The sequence below is a fragment of the Rhodococcus sp. NKCM2511 genome, assembly GCF_014905595.1.
Taxonomy (GTDB): domain Bacteria; phylum Actinomycetota; class Actinomycetes; order Mycobacteriales; family Mycobacteriaceae; genus Rhodococcoides; species Rhodococcoides fascians.
This window is the reverse complement of sequence record NZ_BNHJ02000001.1, coordinates 375,718-393,581: the sequence shown is the minus strand read 5'-3', so window position 1 is coordinate 393,581 and position 17,864 is coordinate 375,718. Positions and strand designations below refer to the sequence as shown.

18 protein-coding genes and 4 tRNA genes are annotated in these 17,864 nt (G+C 64.9%); 18 read left to right on the top strand and 4 right to left on the bottom strand.

Features of this window, described 5'->3' with window-relative positions; all coding sequences use genetic code 11:
- Positions 1–15: 15 nt before the first annotated feature.
- The 3 genes from JLZ96_RS01630 to JLZ96_RS01620 form a co-directional block, all read right to left on the bottom strand.
- Positions 16–90 (bottom strand) — tRNA-Val (locus JLZ96_RS01630).
- A 38-nt stretch (positions 91–128) separates the two neighbouring features.
- Positions 129–199: transfer RNA gene (locus JLZ96_RS01625), tRNA-Cys, on the bottom strand.
- Positions 200–216: 17 nt separating this feature from the next.
- A tRNA-Gly gene (locus tag JLZ96_RS01620) sits at positions 217–288 on the bottom strand.
- Positions 289–553: 265 nt separating this feature from the next.
- Between JLZ96_RS01620 and JLZ96_RS01615 the strand changes: the two genes are divergently transcribed.
- The 9 genes from JLZ96_RS01615 (at position 554) to pdxS (ending at position 8,755) form a co-directional block, all read left to right on the top strand.
- Positions 554–625 (top strand) — tRNA-Val (locus tag JLZ96_RS01615).
- 147 nt (positions 626–772) lie between these two features.
- Positions 773–1,165 (top strand): TIGR02611 family protein, encoded by a 393-nt coding sequence (locus tag JLZ96_RS01610; RefSeq protein ID WP_094621941.1) that lies wholly within the window; start codon positions 773–775, stop codon positions 1,163–1,165.
- 101 nt (positions 1,166–1,266) lie between these two features.
- Positions 1,267–3,327, top strand: coding sequence for a threonine--tRNA ligase (gene thrS, locus JLZ96_RS01605; protein WP_032391465.1), 2,061 nt, complete (start codon positions 1,267–1,269; stop codon positions 3,325–3,327).
- Between the two features lies 1 nt (position 3,328).
- Complete coding sequence (locus tag JLZ96_RS01600) at positions 3,329–3,883, top strand: HIT domain-containing protein (protein ID WP_032365076.1); 555 nt, start codon at positions 3,329–3,331, stop codon at positions 3,881–3,883.
- A 25-nt stretch (positions 3,884–3,908) separates the two neighbouring features.
- Positions 3,909–4,592 carry a phosphatidylinositol phosphate synthase gene (gene pgsA, locus JLZ96_RS01595; RefSeq protein ID WP_027496936.1) on the top strand — a complete coding sequence of 228 codons (684 nt, stop codon included), beginning with the start codon at positions 3,909–3,911 and terminating at the stop codon, positions 4,590–4,592.
- Positions 4,589–5,494, top strand: a complete 906-nt coding sequence (locus JLZ96_RS01590) for a phosphatidylinositol mannoside acyltransferase (RefSeq protein WP_032372505.1) — start codon at positions 4,589–4,591, stop codon at positions 5,492–5,494. Before pgsA ends, JLZ96_RS01590 begins: the two co-directional genes overlap by 4 nt.
- Positions 5,491–6,615, top strand: a complete 1,125-nt coding sequence (locus tag JLZ96_RS01585) for a glycosyltransferase family 4 protein (protein ID WP_027496938.1) — start codon at positions 5,491–5,493, stop codon at positions 6,613–6,615. Before JLZ96_RS01590 ends, JLZ96_RS01585 begins: the two co-directional genes overlap by 4 nt.
- A complete protein-coding gene (locus JLZ96_RS01580) occupies positions 6,615–7,640 on the top strand; it encodes an NUDIX domain-containing protein (protein ID WP_201009391.1) in 1,026 nt (341 codons plus the stop codon). Before JLZ96_RS01585 ends, JLZ96_RS01580 begins: the two co-directional genes overlap by 1 nt.
- 239 nt (positions 7,641–7,879) lie before the next feature.
- On the top strand, positions 7,880–8,755 hold the full coding sequence (gene pdxS / locus JLZ96_RS01575; protein WP_094652899.1) for a pyridoxal 5'-phosphate synthase lyase subunit PdxS: 876 nt from the start codon (positions 7,880–7,882) through the stop codon (positions 8,753–8,755).
- A 22-nt stretch (positions 8,756–8,777) separates the two neighbouring features.
- Here pdxS and JLZ96_RS01570 read toward each other — a convergent pair whose 3' ends face one another.
- Positions 8,778–9,431, bottom strand: coding sequence for a hypothetical protein (locus tag JLZ96_RS01570; protein ID WP_230591905.1), 654 nt, complete (start codon positions 9,429–9,431; stop codon positions 8,778–8,780).
- A gap of 40 nt (positions 9,432–9,471) precedes the next feature.
- Here JLZ96_RS01570 and JLZ96_RS01565 point away from each other — a divergent pair, with 40 nt between their 5' ends.
- From JLZ96_RS01565 to secF, 9 genes are all read left to right on the top strand, one after another.
- Positions 9,472–10,323, top strand: a complete 852-nt coding sequence (locus JLZ96_RS01565) for an acyl-CoA thioesterase II (protein WP_027496942.1) — start codon at positions 9,472–9,474, stop codon at positions 10,321–10,323.
- Positions 10,320–10,922 (top strand): pyridoxal 5'-phosphate synthase glutaminase subunit PdxT, encoded by a 603-nt coding sequence (gene pdxT, locus JLZ96_RS01560; protein WP_027496943.1) that lies wholly within the window; start codon positions 10,320–10,322, stop codon positions 10,920–10,922. Before JLZ96_RS01565 ends, pdxT begins: the two co-directional genes overlap by 4 nt.
- An 88-nt stretch (positions 10,923–11,010) precedes the next feature.
- Positions 11,011–11,769: a YebC/PmpR family DNA-binding transcriptional regulator gene (locus tag JLZ96_RS01555; protein WP_027496944.1), complete on the top strand. Its 759-nt coding sequence runs from the start codon at positions 11,011–11,013 to the stop codon at positions 11,767–11,769.
- A gap of 106 nt (positions 11,770–11,875) precedes the next feature.
- Complete coding sequence (gene ruvC / locus JLZ96_RS01550; RefSeq protein WP_032370470.1) at positions 11,876–12,493, top strand: crossover junction endodeoxyribonuclease RuvC; 618 nt, start codon at positions 11,876–11,878, stop codon at positions 12,491–12,493.
- Entirely contained in the window at positions 12,490–13,095 is a 606-nt protein-coding gene (gene ruvA, locus JLZ96_RS01545; RefSeq protein WP_201009390.1) for a Holliday junction branch migration protein RuvA, read from the top strand. The genes ruvC and ruvA overlap by 4 nt, the downstream gene beginning before the upstream one ends.
- A 54-nt stretch (positions 13,096–13,149) precedes the next feature.
- A complete protein-coding gene (ruvB, locus tag JLZ96_RS01540) occupies positions 13,150–14,178 on the top strand; it encodes a Holliday junction branch migration DNA helicase RuvB (protein WP_045841916.1) in 1,029 nt (342 codons plus the stop codon).
- 138 nt (positions 14,179–14,316) lie between these two features.
- Positions 14,317–14,742 (top strand): preprotein translocase subunit YajC, encoded by a 426-nt coding sequence (gene yajC, locus JLZ96_RS01535; protein ID WP_027496947.1) that lies wholly within the window; start codon positions 14,317–14,319, stop codon positions 14,740–14,742.
- Between the two features lie 160 nt (positions 14,743–14,902).
- Positions 14,903–16,672, top strand: coding sequence for a protein translocase subunit SecD (secD, locus tag JLZ96_RS01530; protein WP_032365084.1), 1,770 nt, complete (start codon positions 14,903–14,905; stop codon positions 16,670–16,672).
- Between the two features lies 1 nt (position 16,673).
- Positions 16,674–17,855 (top strand): protein translocase subunit SecF, encoded by a 1,182-nt coding sequence (gene secF, locus JLZ96_RS01525; RefSeq protein ID WP_027496949.1) that lies wholly within the window; start codon positions 16,674–16,676, stop codon positions 17,853–17,855.
- The last annotated feature ends 9 nt before the right edge of the window (positions 17,856–17,864 follow it).

The following is a 17,864-nucleotide window of genomic DNA, read 5'->3' as shown; positions in this document are numbered from 1 at the left end:
CCTTTGTTCTGACTGTGGTGCGCGATACTGGGATTGAACCAGTGACCTCTTCCGTGTCAGGGAAGCGCTCTCCCGCTGAGCTAATCGCGCATGTCCTCGCATCGGCCTTCGCAACCGATGCACTAGCGAGGTGGAGACGGGAATCGAACCCGTGTGCACGGCTTTGCAGGCCGTTGCCTCACCACTCGGCCACTCCACCATGGGTCGAGACCCTCGAGCGGATGACGGGATTCGAACCCGCGACCCTCACCTTGGCAAGGTGATGCGCTACCACTGCGCCACATCCGCATACCCCGGAGGCAATCACTGCTGGGCAGTTGCTGTCTCCGTGGTGCGGGGAAAACATTAACCCAACGGGAGTGAAACTCACAAATCTCGTGGTCAGCCCCAGAATTCGGGTCTCTGGCGGCTGTGAACCGTGTGAAAGATGGGGTCGGGCCGGGTCCGGGGGAGCGAGGTCTGCGCTCGATGCAGGCGTCGAATGCGACATCGACGAGCCGGAGCAGGCGATTCGATCCACTGCGACACCTCGTGTTAATGTTTTGCCTCGTTCGGTCCCGTGGCTCAGTGGAAGAGCGTCCGCTTCACACGCGGAAGGTCGCTGGTTCGATCCCAGCCGGGACCACAGACGAAGAAAGCCCGCACCGCTTGTCGGTGCGGGCTTTTTGGTGTTCCGTCCCGGTAATCTGACCCGGTGAGCACCGACGGATACACGTCCCGCGAGGCGGACGGCAAGACCAGCACAGCGGACTCGAGTGGTCCGGCAGAACAGCTGGCGAAGAAGCATCGACGGTTTCGGTCTCGCATCGCCGAGAACAAGTCGCTCGATCTCGCCTACCGGATCACTGTCGGTGTCGTCGGAGCTCTGGTGTTGGCGTTGGGTGTGCTGGCCATTCCGTACCCCGGCCCCGGCTGGCTGATCGTGTTCGCAGGACTGGGCATCCTGGCCTCGGAGTTCGAGTGGGCCAAGGGCGCGCTGCGCTTCGTCCGCAAGAGGTACGACGCGTTCATGGCCTGGTTCTCGAAGCAGTCGATCGTCGTCAAGGGACTCGGCGTGTTGTTCACGACGGTCGTCGTGCTCGCAACACTGTGGCTTCTGGGCACTTTCGCGCTGGTCGGAGGTTGGTTCGGCCTCGACTGGACCTGGCTCGAGAGTCCCTTGTGACGCACGCGCCGCGCTGAGGGCCGCGCGGTGGCCCGTTGCCGATAGGCTGTCGGAGGCCTTCCTGGCCAGATGAACCGATCGAGGAGTACATCGCTGTGAGCATGCCCGTTGTCGCCGCCGTCTCGCCCGCCCGCATCTCGGTGCAGGCAGGAACGACCGCAGGTACGGCGCTACGCGACACCGGCCTGCCGAACAAGGGTCCCGACGCGATCGTCGTCGTGCGAGATCCGGAGGGCAAACTCCGTGATCTGTCGTGGGCTCCCGACTCCGATACCGAGGTCGAGCCCGTGCCGGCCAACACCGAGGACGGGCGAAGCGTCATCAGGCACTCGGCTGCGCACGTTCTCGCTCAGGCCGTCCAGGAACTCTTCCCCGATGCCAAGCTGGGCATCGGACCGTTCATCAAGGACGGCTTCTACTACGACTTCGACGTGAAGCAGCCGTTCACCCCAGAGGATCTGACTGCACTCGAGAAGAAGATGAAGCAGATCGTCAAGGCCGGGCAACGGTTCTCGCGTCGGGTGTACGAATCGGTGGATCAGGCCCGTGAAGAGTTGGCGAACGAGCCCTACAAACTCGAACTGATCGACGACAAGTCCGGGATCGACGATCCCGAGGTCATGGAAGTCGGCGGGGGAGAGCTCACCGCGTACGACAACCTCAATCCCCGTACCGGTGAACGCATCTGGGGCGATCTGTGCCGCGGCCCGCACATCCCCACCACCAAGTACGTGCCGGCGTTCAAGCTCACCCGCAGCTCGGCTGCGTACTGGCGGGGCAACCAGGACAACGCCGATCTGCAACGCATCTACGGCACCGCGTGGGAGTCCACCGAGGCGCTCGATGCGCATCTCGAGTTGCTCGCCGAAGCCGAACGTCGTGATCACCGCAAGCTCGGTTCCGAGTTGGACCTGTTCAGCTTTCCCGACGAACTGGGTTCCGGTCTTCCGGTGTTCCACCCCAAGGGCGGCGTGATCCGCAACGAACTCGAGAACTACTCACGTCAGCGCCACATCGAAGAGGGCTACGAGTTCGTCAACACCCCGCACATCACCAAGGGCCATCTGTACGAGGTGTCCGGTCACCTCGATTGGTACCGGGACGGCATGTTCCCGGCGATGCACCTGGACGCCGAACTCGACGAGAACGGCGACGTGCGCAAGCCCGGCCAGGACTACTACCTCAAGCCGATGAACTGCCCGATGCACAATCTGATCTTCCGCTCCCGAGGGCGCTCGTACCGCGAACTGCCGCTGCGTCTGTTCGAGTTCGGAACGGTGTACCGCTACGAGAAGTCCGGCGTCATCCACGGTCTGACCCGAGTACGCGGCATGACTCAGGACGACGCGCACATCTTCTGCACTCGCGACCAGATGCGCGACGAGCTGACTCGTGCTCTGGAATTCGTTCTCGGACTGCTCAAGGACTACGGACTCGACGACTTCTACCTCGAACTGTCGACTCGCAATCCGGCGAAGTCCGTCGGCAGCGACGAAGTTTGGGAGGAGGCGACTACCACCCTCGCCGAGGTGGCCGAGGCGTCGGGTCTCGATCTGGTGCCCGACCCGGGCGGTGCCGCGTTCTACGGTCCGAAGATCTCGGTGCAGGCGAAGGATGCGCTCGGCCGCACCTGGCAGATGTCGACCATTCAGCTCGACTTCAACCTGCCCGAGCGTTTCGAGCTCGAGTACACCGGTTCCGGTGGTACCAAGGAGCGCCCGGTGATGATTCACCGTGCCCTGTTCGGATCCATCGAGCGGTTCTTCGGTGTGCTGACCGAGCACTACGCCGGTGCTTTCCCGGCCTGGCTGGCGCCCGTGCAGGTCGTCGGAATTCCGGTGGCCGAGGTGCATCAGGACCACCTCTTCGCGGTGGTGAAGGAACTGAAGAAGCGCGGAGTCAGGGCCGAGGTCGACGCGAGCGACGACCGAATGCAGAAGAAGATCTTCAATCAGACAGCGCAGAAGGTCCCGTTCATGCTGCTGGCCGGCGAGCGCGACGTCGAAGCAGGTGCCGTCAGCTTCCGATTCCGGGACGGCACTCAGGTCAACGGGGTTCCGGTGGCGGAGGCCGTGACCGTGATCACCGAGTGGATCGCCGCGCGAAACAACGCATCACCGACCGCCGAACTCGTGCAGACCAGTACCGCCGGAGTGAGCTGACATGGAAGAACACGACGAGTCGATCGTCGCCACCGGTGCCGGTGAACCGGATCGGCTGCAGCGATTGTGGACTCCCCATCGGATGTCGTATATCGCCGAGGCCCCACAGGGTTCGGCGGAGGGATCGGTGAAGTCGACCGAGCCGTTCTCCGACATCCCGAAGATGACGGACGAGGACGGACTGGTCGTCGCGCGCGGCGAATCGGTGTATGCCGTACTCAACCTGTACCCGTACAACCCCGGCCACACGATGATCGTGCCGTACCGACGTGTCGCGGCGCTCGAGGATCTCACGCCCGCCGAGAGCTCGGAGCTGATGGCGTTCACGCAGAAGATGATTCGCGTGATCAAGCGAGTGTCGAGCCCGCACGGTTTCAATGTCGGCCTCAACCTCGGGGCGGCTGCAGGCGGTTCGCTGGCCGAGCACCTGCACCAGCACATCGTGCCGCGGTGGGGTGGTGACGCGAACTTCATCACGGTGATCGGCGGTGCCAAGGTGATGCCGCAACTGCTCCGCGACACTCGGGCCCTGCTTGCCTCGGCCTGGAACGAATGAACCACCGGCAAGGGGAGAGTGCGGCGTGCTGAGCATCTTCGGCCGTGCGCCGGTCTCGAAGTTGACGGCCCCGTTGGGCCGCGCGCTCAACAGCACCGGCCTGACTCCGGACTCGGTGACAATCATCGGCACGGTCGTCACCGTGACCGCTGCGGTGACGATGTTCCCTGCCGGCTACCTGTGGTGGGGCTCGATCGTCATCACCCTGTTCGTTCTGTTCGACATGCTCGACGGCGCGATGGCTCGCGCACGCGGAGGCGGCACCAAGTACGGTGCCGTTCTCGACGCGACGTGCGACCGCGTTGCGGACGGCGCGATCTTCGGCGGCTTGGCCTGGTGGGCCGTGTATTCCGAGAACGACAAGCTACTGCTCGTTGCCACTCTCGTCTGCCTGGTCACCTCGCAGGTCATCTCGTACGCCAAAGCGCGCGCCGAGGCCAGCGGCCTGTCCGCGGACGGTGGTTGGATCGAACGACCCGACCGCCTCGTCATCGTTCTGGTCGGGGCCGGGCTCACCGGTGTCGGAAGACATTTCGACATACCGTGGCTGGACAGTCTCATCTATCCCGCAATGTGGATTCTTGCCGCGCTGAGCATCGTGACCGTGTTCCAACGAGTGCTCGCCGTCCGCGGATCCGAGGGTGCCCGCGACATCATCGTGCCGCCGGCTCCATCGGTCTCCGACGACGGCGGTGTGGAGCCGACATGAATCTGTCGGAACGCGCGTCCGACGCCGGGTACGCCGCGGGGTGGCGTCTCGTCCGGTCGTTACCCGAGGGTGTCGCCCGTCGGTTGTTCGACCGCGGTGCCGACTTCGCCTCGTCCCGTAACGGCGGCCCGGATCAGCTGCGCCGCAATCTCGCTCGGGTGCTGGGGACCACGGCGGAGCAGGTCCCGGATGACCTGATCCGAGAGAGTGTTCGCTCCTACGCCCGGTACTGGCGTGAGGCATTCCGGCTGCCGTCGATGGACCTGGCCGCTCAGGCGGCCGTCATCGATCGATGCGTGTACGGCAAGGAACATCTCGAAGCGGCGCTCGGTGCCGGCAAGGGAGTGGTGCTCGCACTACCGCACAGCGGCAACTGGGACATGGCCGGAATGTGGTTGGTACGGACGCACGGTGGACTCTCGACCGTGGCCGAGAGGCTGAAGCCGGAGTCGCTGTACCAACGCTTCGTGGCGTATCGCGAGAGCCTGGGATTCGAGATCTTTCCGCTCAGCGGCGGCGAGCAACCGCCCCTGCTCGCGTTGTCCGACAGACTGCGCCAGAACAAGGTGGTCTGCCTGCTCGGCGAACGAGACCTGGCCAAGCACGGAGTACCGGTGACCTTCTTCGGGGAACCGACACGAATGCCGGCAGGTGCGGCCAAGCTCGCCATCGACACCGGTGCCACGCTGCTCCCGGTACACGGCTATTTCGACGGCGATGGTTGGGGATTCGACATCTCGCCCGCGGTGGACGTCTCGCAGGGAGTAGCCGCTGCGACTCAGACGGTTGCGGATCATTTCGCCGCCGGAATCCGCGCTCATCCCGCCGATTGGCACATGCTGCAGCCGCTGTGGATGAGCGACTGGTCGGCAGAGCGCCGGGCCCGAATCGAGGGCACATGAGAATCGGCATGGTGTGCCCGTACTCGTTCGACGTGCCGGGCGGAGTACAGGCCCACGTCCAGCAGCTGGCCGAGGTCTTCATCGAGCGCGGTCACCGGGTCAGCGTTCTGGCTCCCGCCTCGGACGGCGTCGAGCTCCCCGAATTCGTGGTGTCGGCCGGAGAAGCCTTGGCCATTCCGTACAACGGGTCGGTCGCCCGGCTGCGATTCGGCCCGGTGACGTACTCACGGATCCGAAAGTGGATCTCGGAGAACGACTTCGACGTGCTGCACATTCACGAGCCCAATGCGCCGAGTCTGTCGATGCTCGCACTCAAGGCCGCGGACGGCCCGATCGTGGCCACGTTCCACACATCCACCACCAAGTCCCTCGTGCTCAGCACGTTCCAGGGCGTGCTGCGGCCCTATCACGAGAAGATCAGCGGCCGGATCGCCGTGTCCGAGTTGGCGCGGCGATGGCAGGTCGAGGCGCTCGGGTCCGATGCGGTCGAGATTCCCAACGGTGTCGACGTGCCGGCGTTCGCCGACGCGGACGTGCTCGACGGCTATCCGCGTCCGGGCCGGACGGTGCTGTTCCTGGGCCGCTTCGACGAACCGCGCAAGGGAATGGCCGTGCTGCTGGGCGCGCTACCGGCCCTCGTCGAATCTCACCCCGACATCGAAATTCTCATCGTCGGCAGGGGCGACGAGGACAAGCTCCGCAAGGAAGCAGGTGCGCTGGCCTCGCATCTGACCTTCCTCGGCCAGGTGGACGACGCGACGAAGGCTTCCGCGATGCGTAGCGCCGACGTGTATTGCGCCCCCAACCTCGGCGGCGAAAGCTTCGGCATCGTTCTGGTGGAGGCGATGGCAGCCGGAACCCCCGTGGTGGCAAGCGAACTGGACGCTTTCCGTAGGGTCCTACGCGACGGCGCATGTGGCCTGCTGGTTCCGATCGACGATTCCGCGGCACTCGCGGCAGCCGTCACCTCCATTCTGTCCGACGACGCCGTCCGCGAGCGTCTCGTCGACGCCGCCTCGGCGGCCGTGTCCACGTACGACTGGCCTGTCGTCGCCGAGCAGATCCTGCGCGTGTACGAGACGGTCACCCTCGGCGGACAGAAAGTGCGAGCCGCGAGCTGATGACACTGTCTGCCGTCACCATCCTGGTCCTCGGACTGATCGCGGTTCTGATCCTCGTCGTCGGGCTGTGGGCCTACGGAACCGCCAACCGACTCGATCGGCTCCACGTTCGCACCGACCTCGCCTGGCAGGCCCTCGATGCTGCACTCGCGCGCCGAGCCGTCGTCGCGCGAGCCGTGTCGGCCGCCACCCGGGGCTCGGTGTCGTCGAGCAAAGAGCTTGCTGCACTGGCAGATCGAGCCGAACGCGCCGACCGATCGCAGCGGGAGGAAGCGGAGAACGCGGTGTCCATGGCACTCGCCGTCGTCGAACCGGCCGCTCTGCCACCACAACTGGTCGCCGAACTCGCCGACGCCGAAGCACGCGTGTTGATCGCACGACGCTTCCACAACGACGCCGTCCGAGACACCCTCGCTCTGCGGGTCCGCCGTCCGGTCCGGTGGCTGCATCTCGGCGGCACCGCGGCCCTGCCGTCGTACTTCGAGATCGCGGAGCGCTCGGCCGCGGCAACGTTCGGTAGTGAGACTCGGGCGACGCCGCGTACCTCTGCGCGGGTGGTGTTGCTCGACGAGCGTGGCCGTGTCCTGCTCCTGCGTGGACACGACCCCACGGTGCCCGAGACGTTCTTCTGGTTCACCATCGGAGGTGCGGTCGAAAAGGGGGAGTCCCTTCGCGAGGCAGCGGTACGCGAAGTGCACGAGGAGACCGGCCTGACCGTCGACGCGTCCGACCTGCGCGGACCGCTGTGGCGTCGAGTTGCGACCTTCCCGTTCAACGGAACGTTGATCCGGTCCGAGGAACTGTTCTTCGCCTATCGGACGCAGGAGTTCGAGCCCGAGAGTGCCGGGTTCACGGACTTCGAGCGACGAACCGTCACCGGGCATCGCTGGTGTACCGAGGCAGACATCCGGGCGCTGAGTGCGGTCGGCGAAAACGTGTATCCACAGGATCTGGCCGAACTTCTCGACGAGGTCAACGTTGCGCTCGCGCGACGCGGCGACCCGGACGTCAGGGCCATCCGCTGACAATCTGGACCTTTCCGACCAGTCCAGCAATCGTCAAGTGGTTATGGGAAACGACGCGGTAGCGGCCTACAGTTCTGGGCGCGTCGCCGCGCCGGCCCGCCCCTTCGCGGGCAGGGCCGCGGGTCTGCGCGAAGATCCGGACTGCCGAGAACACAGGAGTTGGCTTGAGTACCCCACACGCCCCCAATTCGCCCGCTGCTTCCACTGGATCCGCTGACGGCGGGTCCAACGAGAACGGAATCGGCACCGCTCGCGTCAAGCGCGGTATGGCCGAGATGCTCAAGGGCGGCGTCATCATGGACGTGGTCACCGCAGACCAGGCGAAGATCGCCGAGGATGCCGGTGCCGTTGCCGTCATGGCGCTCGAGCGCGTTCCCGCCGACATCCGCGCGCAGGGCGGGGTGTCGCGGATGAGCGATCCGGACATGATCGACAGCATCATCTCCTCGGTCAGCATTCCGGTGATGGCCAAGGCCCGCATCGGGCACTTCGTCGAGGCGCAGATCCTGCAGAGCCTGGGTGTCGACTACATCGACGAGTCCGAGGTCCTCACCCCGGCCGACTACGCCAATCACATCGACAAGTGGAATTTCACCGTTCCGTTCGTGTGTGGTGCCACCAACCTGGGTGAAGCACTGCGTCGAATCACCGAGGGCGCAGCCATGATTCGCTCCAAGGGCGAGGCCGGCACTGGCGACGTCTCGAACGCGACGACCCACATGCGCAAGATTCGCGACGAGATTCGTCGTCTCACATCACTTCCCGAAGACGAGCTCTACGTCGCGGCGAAGGAACTGCAGGCTCCGTACGATCTCGTCGTCGAAATCGCCCGTGCCGGAAAGCTGCCCGTCACGTTGTTCACCGCCGGCGGTATCGCCACCCCGGCCGACGCAGCGATGATGATGCAACTCGGTGCCGAGGGAGTGTTCGTCGGATCGGGAATCTTCAAGTCCGGCAACCCGAAAGAACGTGCCGAGGCAATCGTCAAGGCCACTACCTTCTTCGACGACCCGGATGTCCTCGCCAAGGTCTCCCGTGGACTCGGCGAGGCGATGGTCGGCATCAACGTCGACGACCTGCCCGTCGCGCACCGGCTCGCCGAGCGCGGTTGGTGACCGTCCTCTTCCGGTTGCGTAGCTACTGACTGCGCTCCAGTGCCGGGCGGTCCGGATGGTCCCACCGGACCGCGAAGTCCGGCCGCTCGGCGTAGTCGTCGATCGCGTCGTAGTACTCGAGCAGTGCCGTGCAGGTCCATTGGTCGGCCGTGTCGGTTCTCCGACGCAGCGCACCCTCGGACAACCGCAACTGCACTCGAAGATCGACGTCCAGTCCTCGGCCCAGCAGCATCGGGCCGGCAATCAGGACTATGTGATTCGGCGCGGCCTCGACGGTACGAGCGCGGGCGGATCGATCGGTTGCCTCATCCCACAGACGCGGCAGATAGTGACCTCGGCCACCGGAACGCAGCGGCGCGATGACCTCGCGGATCACGGCATCGTAGTCGAACCACACAGTGCGGTAGCTCAATTCGTCCGTTCGCGAATACTCGAATCGAATGGACGCCGGCCGGACGTAATCGTGCAGGTCGACGACGTCGGCAGGCCTGCCCTGTGCGCGGGCGTGTTCGGCTGTGCGAGTGGCGAACTCGACCGGCTTCGCGGCGTCGGCACCGTCGACGACAACGATCGTTCGCGACCCGGCGGGGCACGCATCGACGATCGACCTGGTCAGAAGATCGGGAAATATCGGTATCGGTTGACCCACACCGACCATCTTGCCTGGTCCACTCATTGTTAGCCTGAGCCGTTGTCACAGAAAGGTGGACACAGCCATGGCCAGCATCGAGGACATTCTCGAATTGGAACGAATCGAGAACGACATCTATCGGGGACGCACGTTCCCGAGCCGGCTGCCGCGGACGTTCGGCGGCCAGGTTGCCGGCCAGGCGCTCGTCGCGGCCGTGCGCACCGTGGCACCCGAGTTCCGCGTGCATTCGCTGCACGGCTACTTTCTCCGGCCGGGTAACCCGAACGAGCCGGCCGTGTTCATGGTCGATCGTATTCGGGACGGCCGGTCGTTCTGCACCCGTCGAGTGACCGGAATTCAGCACGGCAAGGCCATCTTCACGATGTCCGCCTCGTTCCACGGCGACGACGACGGGATCTCCCATCAGGACCTCATGCCCGAGGTGGTCGGACCGGAATCGTTGCCCGACCCGACAACTCTGGCGGAGTACGACACCTCCTACTACAAGGAGTGGTCCGAATGGGACATCCGTCTCATTCCCGACGATCAGACCGTCAAGCATCCCAGTTTCGCTGCGCAGCAACGGGTCTGGTTCAGGTACCGCGACACGCTGCCCGACGATCAGGTGTTCCATGTCTGCGCGCTCGCCTACATGAGCGACATGACGCTCATCGGATCGGCCAAGGTGCCGCACCCGGACGCCGTCACGCAGACGGCCTCCCTCGATCACGCGCTGTGGTTCCTCAGGCCGTTCCGAGCGGACGAATGGCTGCTCTACGACCAGACGTCGCCGTCCGCTGATTTCGGACGAGCACTGGCACAGGGGCGAATCTTCGACATCTCCGGTCGTATGGTCGCCGCCGTCGTCCAAGAGGGACTGATGCGCTTCGAGCGGGACACCTCGAAGCCACACGTCGATCCCTTCGGATTGAAGTGACGCCGCCGACGATCGGCGTACTCGCACTGCAGGGCGATGTTCGCGAGCACTTGGCCGCATTGGAGTCGAGCGGTGCGCACGGAATCACCGTGCGGAGGCCGGACGAACTCGCCCGAATCGACGGGTTGATCATTCCCGGCGGCGAATCCACGACGATGAGCACTCTGCTCGGTGTATTCGATCTGCTCGGGCCGCTGCGCGCTCGTCTGGCCGAGGGTATGCCCGCGTACGGATCGTGCGCGGGGATGATCCTGTTGGCGTCGGACATTCTCGACACCAGGCCCGACGCGGAACACCTCGACGGTCTCGATATCACCGTGCGCCGCAACGCTTTCGGCCGACAGGTCGACTCGTTCGAGACCGATCTCGAATTCGCCGAGATCGAGGGCGGACCGATGCGCGCAGTGTTCATTCGTGCGCCTTGGGTCGAGCGTGTCGGTGCGGACGTCGAAGTACTCGCCACCGTCCCGAACGGGCCAGCTGCGGGCCGCGTGGTTGCCGTGCGGCAGAACCGAGTGCTGGCCACCAGCTTCCATCCCGAGGTCACCGGAGACGATCGAGTGCACCGACTCTTCGTGGACATGGTGCGCAGCGCGTAGAAACCCGTAATCGCCGGTTGGGGCGGAGCGATGACACGGGCGAGTAAAGTCGACAACACCGAATTCGAGCAGGAAGGGGCTCTATCGCATGAGCGGCCACTCAAAATGGGCCACCACCAAGCACAAGAAGGCGGTGATCGACGCCCGACGCGGCAAGTCGTTTGCCAAGCTCATCAAGAACATCGAGGTGGCGGCCCGCACGGGTGGTGGTGACCCCACGGGCAACCCGACGCTCTACGACGCCATCCAGAAGGCGAAGAAGACGTCGGTTCCCAACGACAACATCGAACGTGCGCGCAAGCGCGGAGCCGGCGAAGAAGCGGGCGGAGCCGACTGGCAGACCATCATGTACGAGGGTTACGGCCCCAACGGTGTCGCCATCCTCATCGAGTGCCTCACCGACAACCGCAATCGTGCAGCAGGCGAAGTTCGAGTAGCAATGACTCGTAACGGCGGAAACATGGCCGATCCGGGTTCGGTGTCCTACCTGTTCTCACGCAAAGGCGTCGTGACGCTCGAGAAGAACGGACAGAGCGAGGACGACGTGTTGATGGCGGTCCTCGAGGCCGGTGCCGAGGAAGTGAACGACAACGGCGACACGTTCGAGATCGTCAGTGAGCCGACCGATCTGATCGCAGTGCGTACCGCACTGCAGGACGCGGGCATCGACTACGACTCCGCGGAGGCGAGCTTCCAGGCTTCGGTCAACGTCCCGGTGGACGCAGACGGAGCGCGCAAGGTCTTCAAGCTGATCGACGCCCTCGAAGACAGCGACGACGTGCAGAACGTCTGGTCCAACGTCGACCTGTCGGACGAGGTCATGGCCGAACTGGACGACGAGGACTGACCCGGTCCGTTTGCTCACGGTGATCGACCGGGTGTCGTAGCCCTGATCCGTCGGTGCGCTCCGCTACGCTATCGAACAACAGTTCGTAAGCGGAAGGTGTGGTGACGTGCGGGTGATGGGTGTCGACCCCGGTCTCACCAGGTGTGGGCTCAGTTTGATCGAGGGAGGCGTCGGTCGCACAGTCGTCGCTCTCGACGTGGATGTGGTCCGGACTCCCGCCGACATGGATCTCGCGCAGCGTCTGCTGCGGATATCCGAAGCGGCGGAATACTGGCTCGATACACACAAGCCGTCGGTCGTGGCAATCGAGCGAGTGTTCGCTCAGCACAACGTACGGACGGCCATGGGCACCGCGCAGGCAGGCGGCGTCATCGCACTGGCTGCGGCCCGGCGCGGTATCGACGTCTGCTTCCACACTCCCAGTGAGGTGAAGGCAGCCGTCACCGGCAACGGTTCGGCCGACAAGGCACAGGTCACCGCCATGGTCATGCGCATTCTCGGGCTGCAGACCGCGCCGACTCCCGCTGATGCCGCAGATGCGTTGGCTCTGGGTATCTGTCACTGCTGGCGCGCCCCGATGATCGCCCGGATGGCCAAAGCCGAGGCGATGGCCGCCGAACAGAAGCGCAAGTACGACGCGCGTCTGGCCGAGGAACGCAAAGCTCGCGCCGCCGTGGCGCGCAAAATCGAGAAACTGGCCAAGAAGGAGGCGGGCGCACGGTGATCGCATCCATTCGCGGGTCGGTGATCGACATCGCTCTCGATCACGCAGTACTCGAGGCGGCCGGTGTCGGATATCGCGTCAATGCCACACCGGCGACGTTGGCGACGTTGCATCGGGGGAGCGAGTCCACTCTGCTCACCACCATGATCGTGCGCGAGGACTCGCAAACGCTGTACGGGTTTCCCGACAAGGAATCACGTGAGCTGTTCGAGCTGCTGCTCACGGTTTCCGGAGTCGGGCCACGAATTGCGATGGCCACGCTTGCGGTACACGAACCCGACTCCCTGCGAACAGCATTGGCGGACAGCGACATCGGGGCCCTCACCAGAGTTCCCGGTATCGGCAAGCGCGGGGCCGAGAGGATGGTGGTCGAGCTGCGCGACAAGGTCGACGCCGTTGTCGGCCGCGCCGGCAGTTCCGTGGTGCCCGGTTCCGGGGTCGGCAACTCGATGCGCGATCAGATCGTCGAAGCCCTGATCGGTCTCGGATTTCCGGCGAAGCAGGCCGAGGAGGCCACCGACGCGGTACTCGCACAGCAGCCCGAGGCCACGACGTCCGCCGCACTGCGGGCCGCGTTGGCCTACCTCGGTAAGTCCAGGTAGGTCGGCGTGACCGAGGACGACGAGTTCGGGGAATCCCAGGTCGGTGCGGAGGCCATGTCCGACGACCTCGACATCGAGACCAGTCTGCGTCCGAAGAACCTCACCGATTTCATCGGTCAGCCTCGGGTGCGTGAGCAACTGCAGCTGGTGCTCTCGGGGGCGAAGATGCGCGGCGGCACCCCCGATCACATCCTGATGTCGGGTCCGCCCGGCCTGGGAAAGACCAGCATGGCGATGATCATCGCCGCGGAACTCGGCACGTCACTGCGGTTGACCTCCGGGCCCGCCCTCGAGCGTGCGGGCGATCTGGCCGCGATGCTCAGCAACCTCGTCGAAGGGGACGTGCTGTTCATCGACGAGATTCATCGGATCGCCCGGCCGGCCGAGGAAATGTTGTATCTGGCCATGGAGGACTTCCGTGTCGACGTGATCGTCGGCAAGGGGCCGGGAGCGACATCCATTCCCTTGGAGGTCGCCCCGTTCACTCTCGTCGGTGCGACCACCCGGTCCGGCGCGCTCACCGGACCGCTGCGCGACCGCTTCGGGTTCGTGGCGCACATGGATTTCTACGAGCCGAGTGAACTCGAACGAATTCTGATGCGATCCGCCGGGATTCTGGGTGTCCCCATCGACCGTGACGGCTGCGCCGAGATCGCAGGACGCTCGCGTGGCACACCCCGAATCGCGAACCGACTGCTGCGCCGAGTTCGCGACTACGCGGACGTGCGCGGGGACGGCACCGTCACCCAGGACACCGCCAAGGCCGCGCTCGTGGTCTACGACGTGGACAAGCTCGGACTGGATCGCCTCGACCGTGCCGTCCTCAGCGCGCTGATCCGAAGTTTCGGCGGGGGACCGGTGGGAGTGTCCACTCTCGCTGTCGCCGTCGGCGAGGAGCCCTCGACGGTCGAGGAAGTGTGTGAGCCGTTCCTGGTACGGGCCGGGATGATCGCCCGCACGCCGCGCGGTCGCGTCGCCACCGCCGCCGCCTGGCACCACCTCGGTCTCACCCCACCGCCGGACCTCGCAGTCGGGGGAATTTCGGTGCGATCGGCCGAGGTCCAGCAGGGATTATTCGAGTGAAACGGCCGCAACACGAGACGAACGGACCGAGCGGGCCACAGGTGATGGCACACTGGGTAGCTGCGAGGCCCGCACCAGCGATGTTCTCGCACGAGACAATGACGATTATCGAACCGAACTTCGAGGACTGACCTTCCGATGGATTTGCTGTTTCCGCTGCTGATCGTGGCCCTTCTGGTACCGCTGTTTCTCAACGCGCGCCGACAGAAGAAGGTGCTGGCCAAGACCACGGAAATGCAGGACTCGCTGAAGGTCGGCGACGAGGTCGTCACCACCGCAGGCCTGTATGCACGAGTGGTCCTGGTCGAGGACGACACGATCGACCTCGAGATCGCCGACGGCGTCATCACGACGTGGTCACGCGCCGTCGTGCGTGAGGTTCTGCCCGACGACACCGAGTTCGACGACGGCGAGTCGGACGAGAACACCTTCGATTCGGTGCCCGGCGCCGGCACCGCCGCGGTCGGCCCCACCGAGCCGGCAGCTCCGTCGCTGCACAAGGACGTCGGGAACCCCGCCGACGAAACCGTCGAGCAGACGACGAAGCGCCTCGAAAAAGAGTGACGTAACGAAGATCCGAACCGCTGTCGGAGACACAATCCGGCAGCGGTTTCGTCTGCGGTGAGCGTCGTGGTGCACAATCGCACCGCCCGCCGCTGACACAACGAGGCACGAGCCAACAGGAACAGACACTTTTCCACCGCCCAGAGGAGAATCACACACCGTGGCACCTTCCAGCGGATCGGTGCATCCCGCCCGCTATCTCGCCGTCTTCGCGGTGCTGATGGCGGCGGTGTATGCCCTGGTCTTCTTCACCGGAGACAAAGACCCCTCGCCGAAGTTGGGAATCGACCTGCAGGGCGGCACGCGAGTGACGCTGACTGCACGCACGCCCGACGGGAATGCGCCGTCGCAGGACAGCCTCAAGCAGGCGCAGCAGATCATCGAGACCCGCGTCAACGGTCTCGGCGTGTCCGGTTCCGAGGTGGTCATCGACGGCGACAATCTCGTCATCACGGTGCCCGGTGACGACAGCTCTCAGGCGAGAACTCTGGGGCAGACCGCTCGACTGTTCATTCGTCCGGTGGTGGGGTCGGTTGCACCATCCGCAGGCCAGGCGACGCCGGGTTCTCCGCAGACCCCGACGGACCCGGCTGCGCCGGCAGATCCGGCGACAGCCGTCGATCCTGCTGCTCCAGCTGCTCCGCAGAGTCGGGTGTTTCCGGCGCAGGATCCGACGACGGTAGACCCGACCCCCGCTCCGACAACCGGTGCTCCGGCCTCGGACGCACCCGCGACGGACGCCCCGACCTCGAGTGATCCCGCCGAAAACGCGTCGCTGTCCGACGCCGATCGCGCAGCCCAGGAGATCGCCGACGCGAAGGCGCTTCGTCAGAGCGAGGATCAGCAGATACAGCAGCTCGCCATGCAGTCGCTCGATTGCAACGCCGCGGACCCGCTTGCCGGCAACGACGATCCTGCACTCCCGCTCGTGGCCTGCTCCACCGACGGAACAGCTGTCTACCTTCTCGGTCCGACGATCATCGACGGTCAGCAGATCGCCGACGCGACGTCGGGATTCGACAACCAGCAGGCTCAGTTCCAGGTGAGCCTGACGTTCGATTCCGAGGGGTCGAACACCTGGGCGCAGTTCACGGCTGCGAACCTGCAGAAGCAGGCCGCATTCGTACTGGACTCGAAGGTGATCAGCGCGCCGGTCATTCAGGGTGCCACTCCCGCCGGTAGTGCCACGTCGATCACCGGCAACTTCAACGCGCAGAGCGCTTCCGAACTGGCCAACACGCTCAAGTACGGTTCGCTGCCACTGTCGTTCGTGTCCTCCGAGGCCGAAACGGTCTCGGCCACATTGGGATTGGCGTCACTCGAAGCAGGCCTGATCGCCGGTGCCATCGGCTTGGCACTCGTGCTGGTCTACTGCCTGCTGTACTACCGAGCCCTCGGCCTGCTCACGGCTCTGTCGTTGGCGCTGGCCGGGCTCGTCGTCTACGGCATTCTGATCCTGCTCGGCAGGTGGATCAGCTTCACCCTCGACCTCGCCGGCATCGCCGGCCTGATCATCGGTATCGGTATGACCGCGGACTCTTTCGTGGTGTTCTTCGAACGCATCAAGGACGAGATTCGCGAGGGCCGCAGCTTCCGATCAGCAGTGCCCCGCGGTTGGGCCCGCGCACGCAAGACCATCCTGTCCGGGAACGCGGTCAGCTTCATCGCCGCTGCCGTTCTGTACGTACTGGCAGTGGGTCAGGTGCGCGGCTTCGCGTTCACCCTGGGACTGACGACCATCCTCGACGTCATCGTCGTGGTGCTGGTGACGTGGCCGCTGGTGAATCTGGCGTCGAAGTCGAAATTCTGGTCCAAGCCGTCCGTCAACGGTCTCGGCGCGGTCCAGCAGATCGCGCTCGAACGAAAGCGCGCCGCCAACAAGGCAGTCGCCGTCAAGACCGGCGCCGCGTCGCCGTCGAAGGAGGCATGACATGTCCGATACGGCCACCTCGACCCCATCGCCTCTCGACGATTCGAGCGTCGACCAGTCCACGCAGCCCAGGCACAGTTGGTTATCTCGTCTCTACACCGGCACCGGTGCATTCGAGATCGTCGGACGCCGCAGGTTCTACTACGTGCTGACCGGCGTCATCGTGCTGATCTGCCTGCTCAGCTTCCTCGTGCGTGGGTTCACGCTCGGTATCGACTTCGAGGGCGGCACCCGCATCGCATTGCCCGCCGCGGACAACATCTCCACCGAGCAGGTCGAAACCGTCTACAACGACTCGCTGGGTATGCCCCCGGTGTCGGTCCAGACGGTCGGCTCGGGTGCCGCGGCCACGGTGCAGATCCGTTCCGAGGCGCTCGATCCAGCCGAAGTCGACACTCTTCGACAGGCGCTGTTCCAGTCATTCCAGCCGCAGGACAACTCGGGCACCGCAACGCCCAATGCCATCAGCGTCTCCGACGTGAGTGAGACATGGGGGAGTCAGATCACCCAGAAGGCTCTGATAGCCCTCGCGGTGTTCCTGGTGATCGTCAGCATCTACATCGCCATCCGATACGAACGGGACATGGCGCTGGCGGCCCTGGCCGCATTGGGCTTCGACCTCGTCGTCACCGCGGGCGTCTATTCACTCGTCGGCTTCGAGGTGACCCCGGCCACGGTGATCGGTCTGCTGACCATTCTGGGATTCTCGCTGTACGACTCCGTCGTGGTGTTCGACAAGGTGGAGGAGAACACCCGAGGCATCTTGAACCTGCACCGCAAGACGTACGCGGAGCAGGCCAACCTTGCCGTGAATCAGACTCTGATGCGATCGATCAACACGACCGTGATCGGCGTTCTGCCGGTTATCGCGTTGATGATCGTCGCGGTCTGGCTGCTGGGCGTGGGAACGCTCAAGGATCTCGCTCTCGTGCAGCTCGTCGGCATGATCGTCGGTGCCTACTCGTCCATCTTCTTCGCCACGCCGCTGTTGGTGACCCTGAAGGAGAAGTGGGGCCCGGTCGCGGTCCACACTCGCAAGGTCCACTCCAAGCGTGCCGACGCGGCGGCGCGCGCCGCCGGTCTCGCACCCGAACCGGTGGCCGTCGGCGTGGATGTCAGCAAGGCGTCGGCACCGCAGCCCGGCAATCGCCCCACTGGGAAGCGGAACAAGAAGCGCCGATAGCGAGATCGT

Coding starts and splice junctions, on each gene's coding strand:
- thrS (WP_032391465.1), top strand. CDS start 1,267: ATGCCCGTTGTCGCCGCCGTCTCGCCCGCCCGCATCTCGGTGCAGGCA.
- JLZ96_RS01600 (WP_032365076.1), top strand. CDS start 3,329: ATGGAAGAACACGACGAGTCGATCGTCGCCACCGGTGCCGGTGAACCG.
- JLZ96_RS01590 (WP_032372505.1), top strand. CDS start 4,589: ATGAATCTGTCGGAACGCGCGTCCGACGCCGGGTACGCCGCGGGGTGG.
- JLZ96_RS01585 (WP_027496938.1), top strand. CDS start 5,491: ATGAGAATCGGCATGGTGTGCCCGTACTCGTTCGACGTGCCGGGCGGA.
- JLZ96_RS01580 (WP_201009391.1), top strand. CDS start 6,615: ATGACACTGTCTGCCGTCACCATCCTGGTCCTCGGACTGATCGCGGTT.
- JLZ96_RS01570 (WP_230591905.1), bottom strand. CDS start 9,431: ATGAGTGGACCAGGCAAGATGGTCGGTGTGGGTCAACCGATACCGATA.
- JLZ96_RS01565 (WP_027496942.1), top strand. CDS start 9,472: ATGGCCAGCATCGAGGACATTCTCGAATTGGAACGAATCGAGAACGAC.
- JLZ96_RS01555 (WP_027496944.1), top strand. CDS start 11,011: ATGAGCGGCCACTCAAAATGGGCCACCACCAAGCACAAGAAGGCGGTG.
- ruvB (WP_045841916.1), top strand. CDS start 13,150: ATGTCCGACGACCTCGACATCGAGACCAGTCTGCGTCCGAAGAACCTC.
- yajC (WP_027496947.1), top strand. CDS start 14,317: ATGGATTTGCTGTTTCCGCTGCTGATCGTGGCCCTTCTGGTACCGCTG.
- secF (WP_027496949.1), top strand. CDS start 16,674: ATGTCCGATACGGCCACCTCGACCCCATCGCCTCTCGACGATTCGAGC.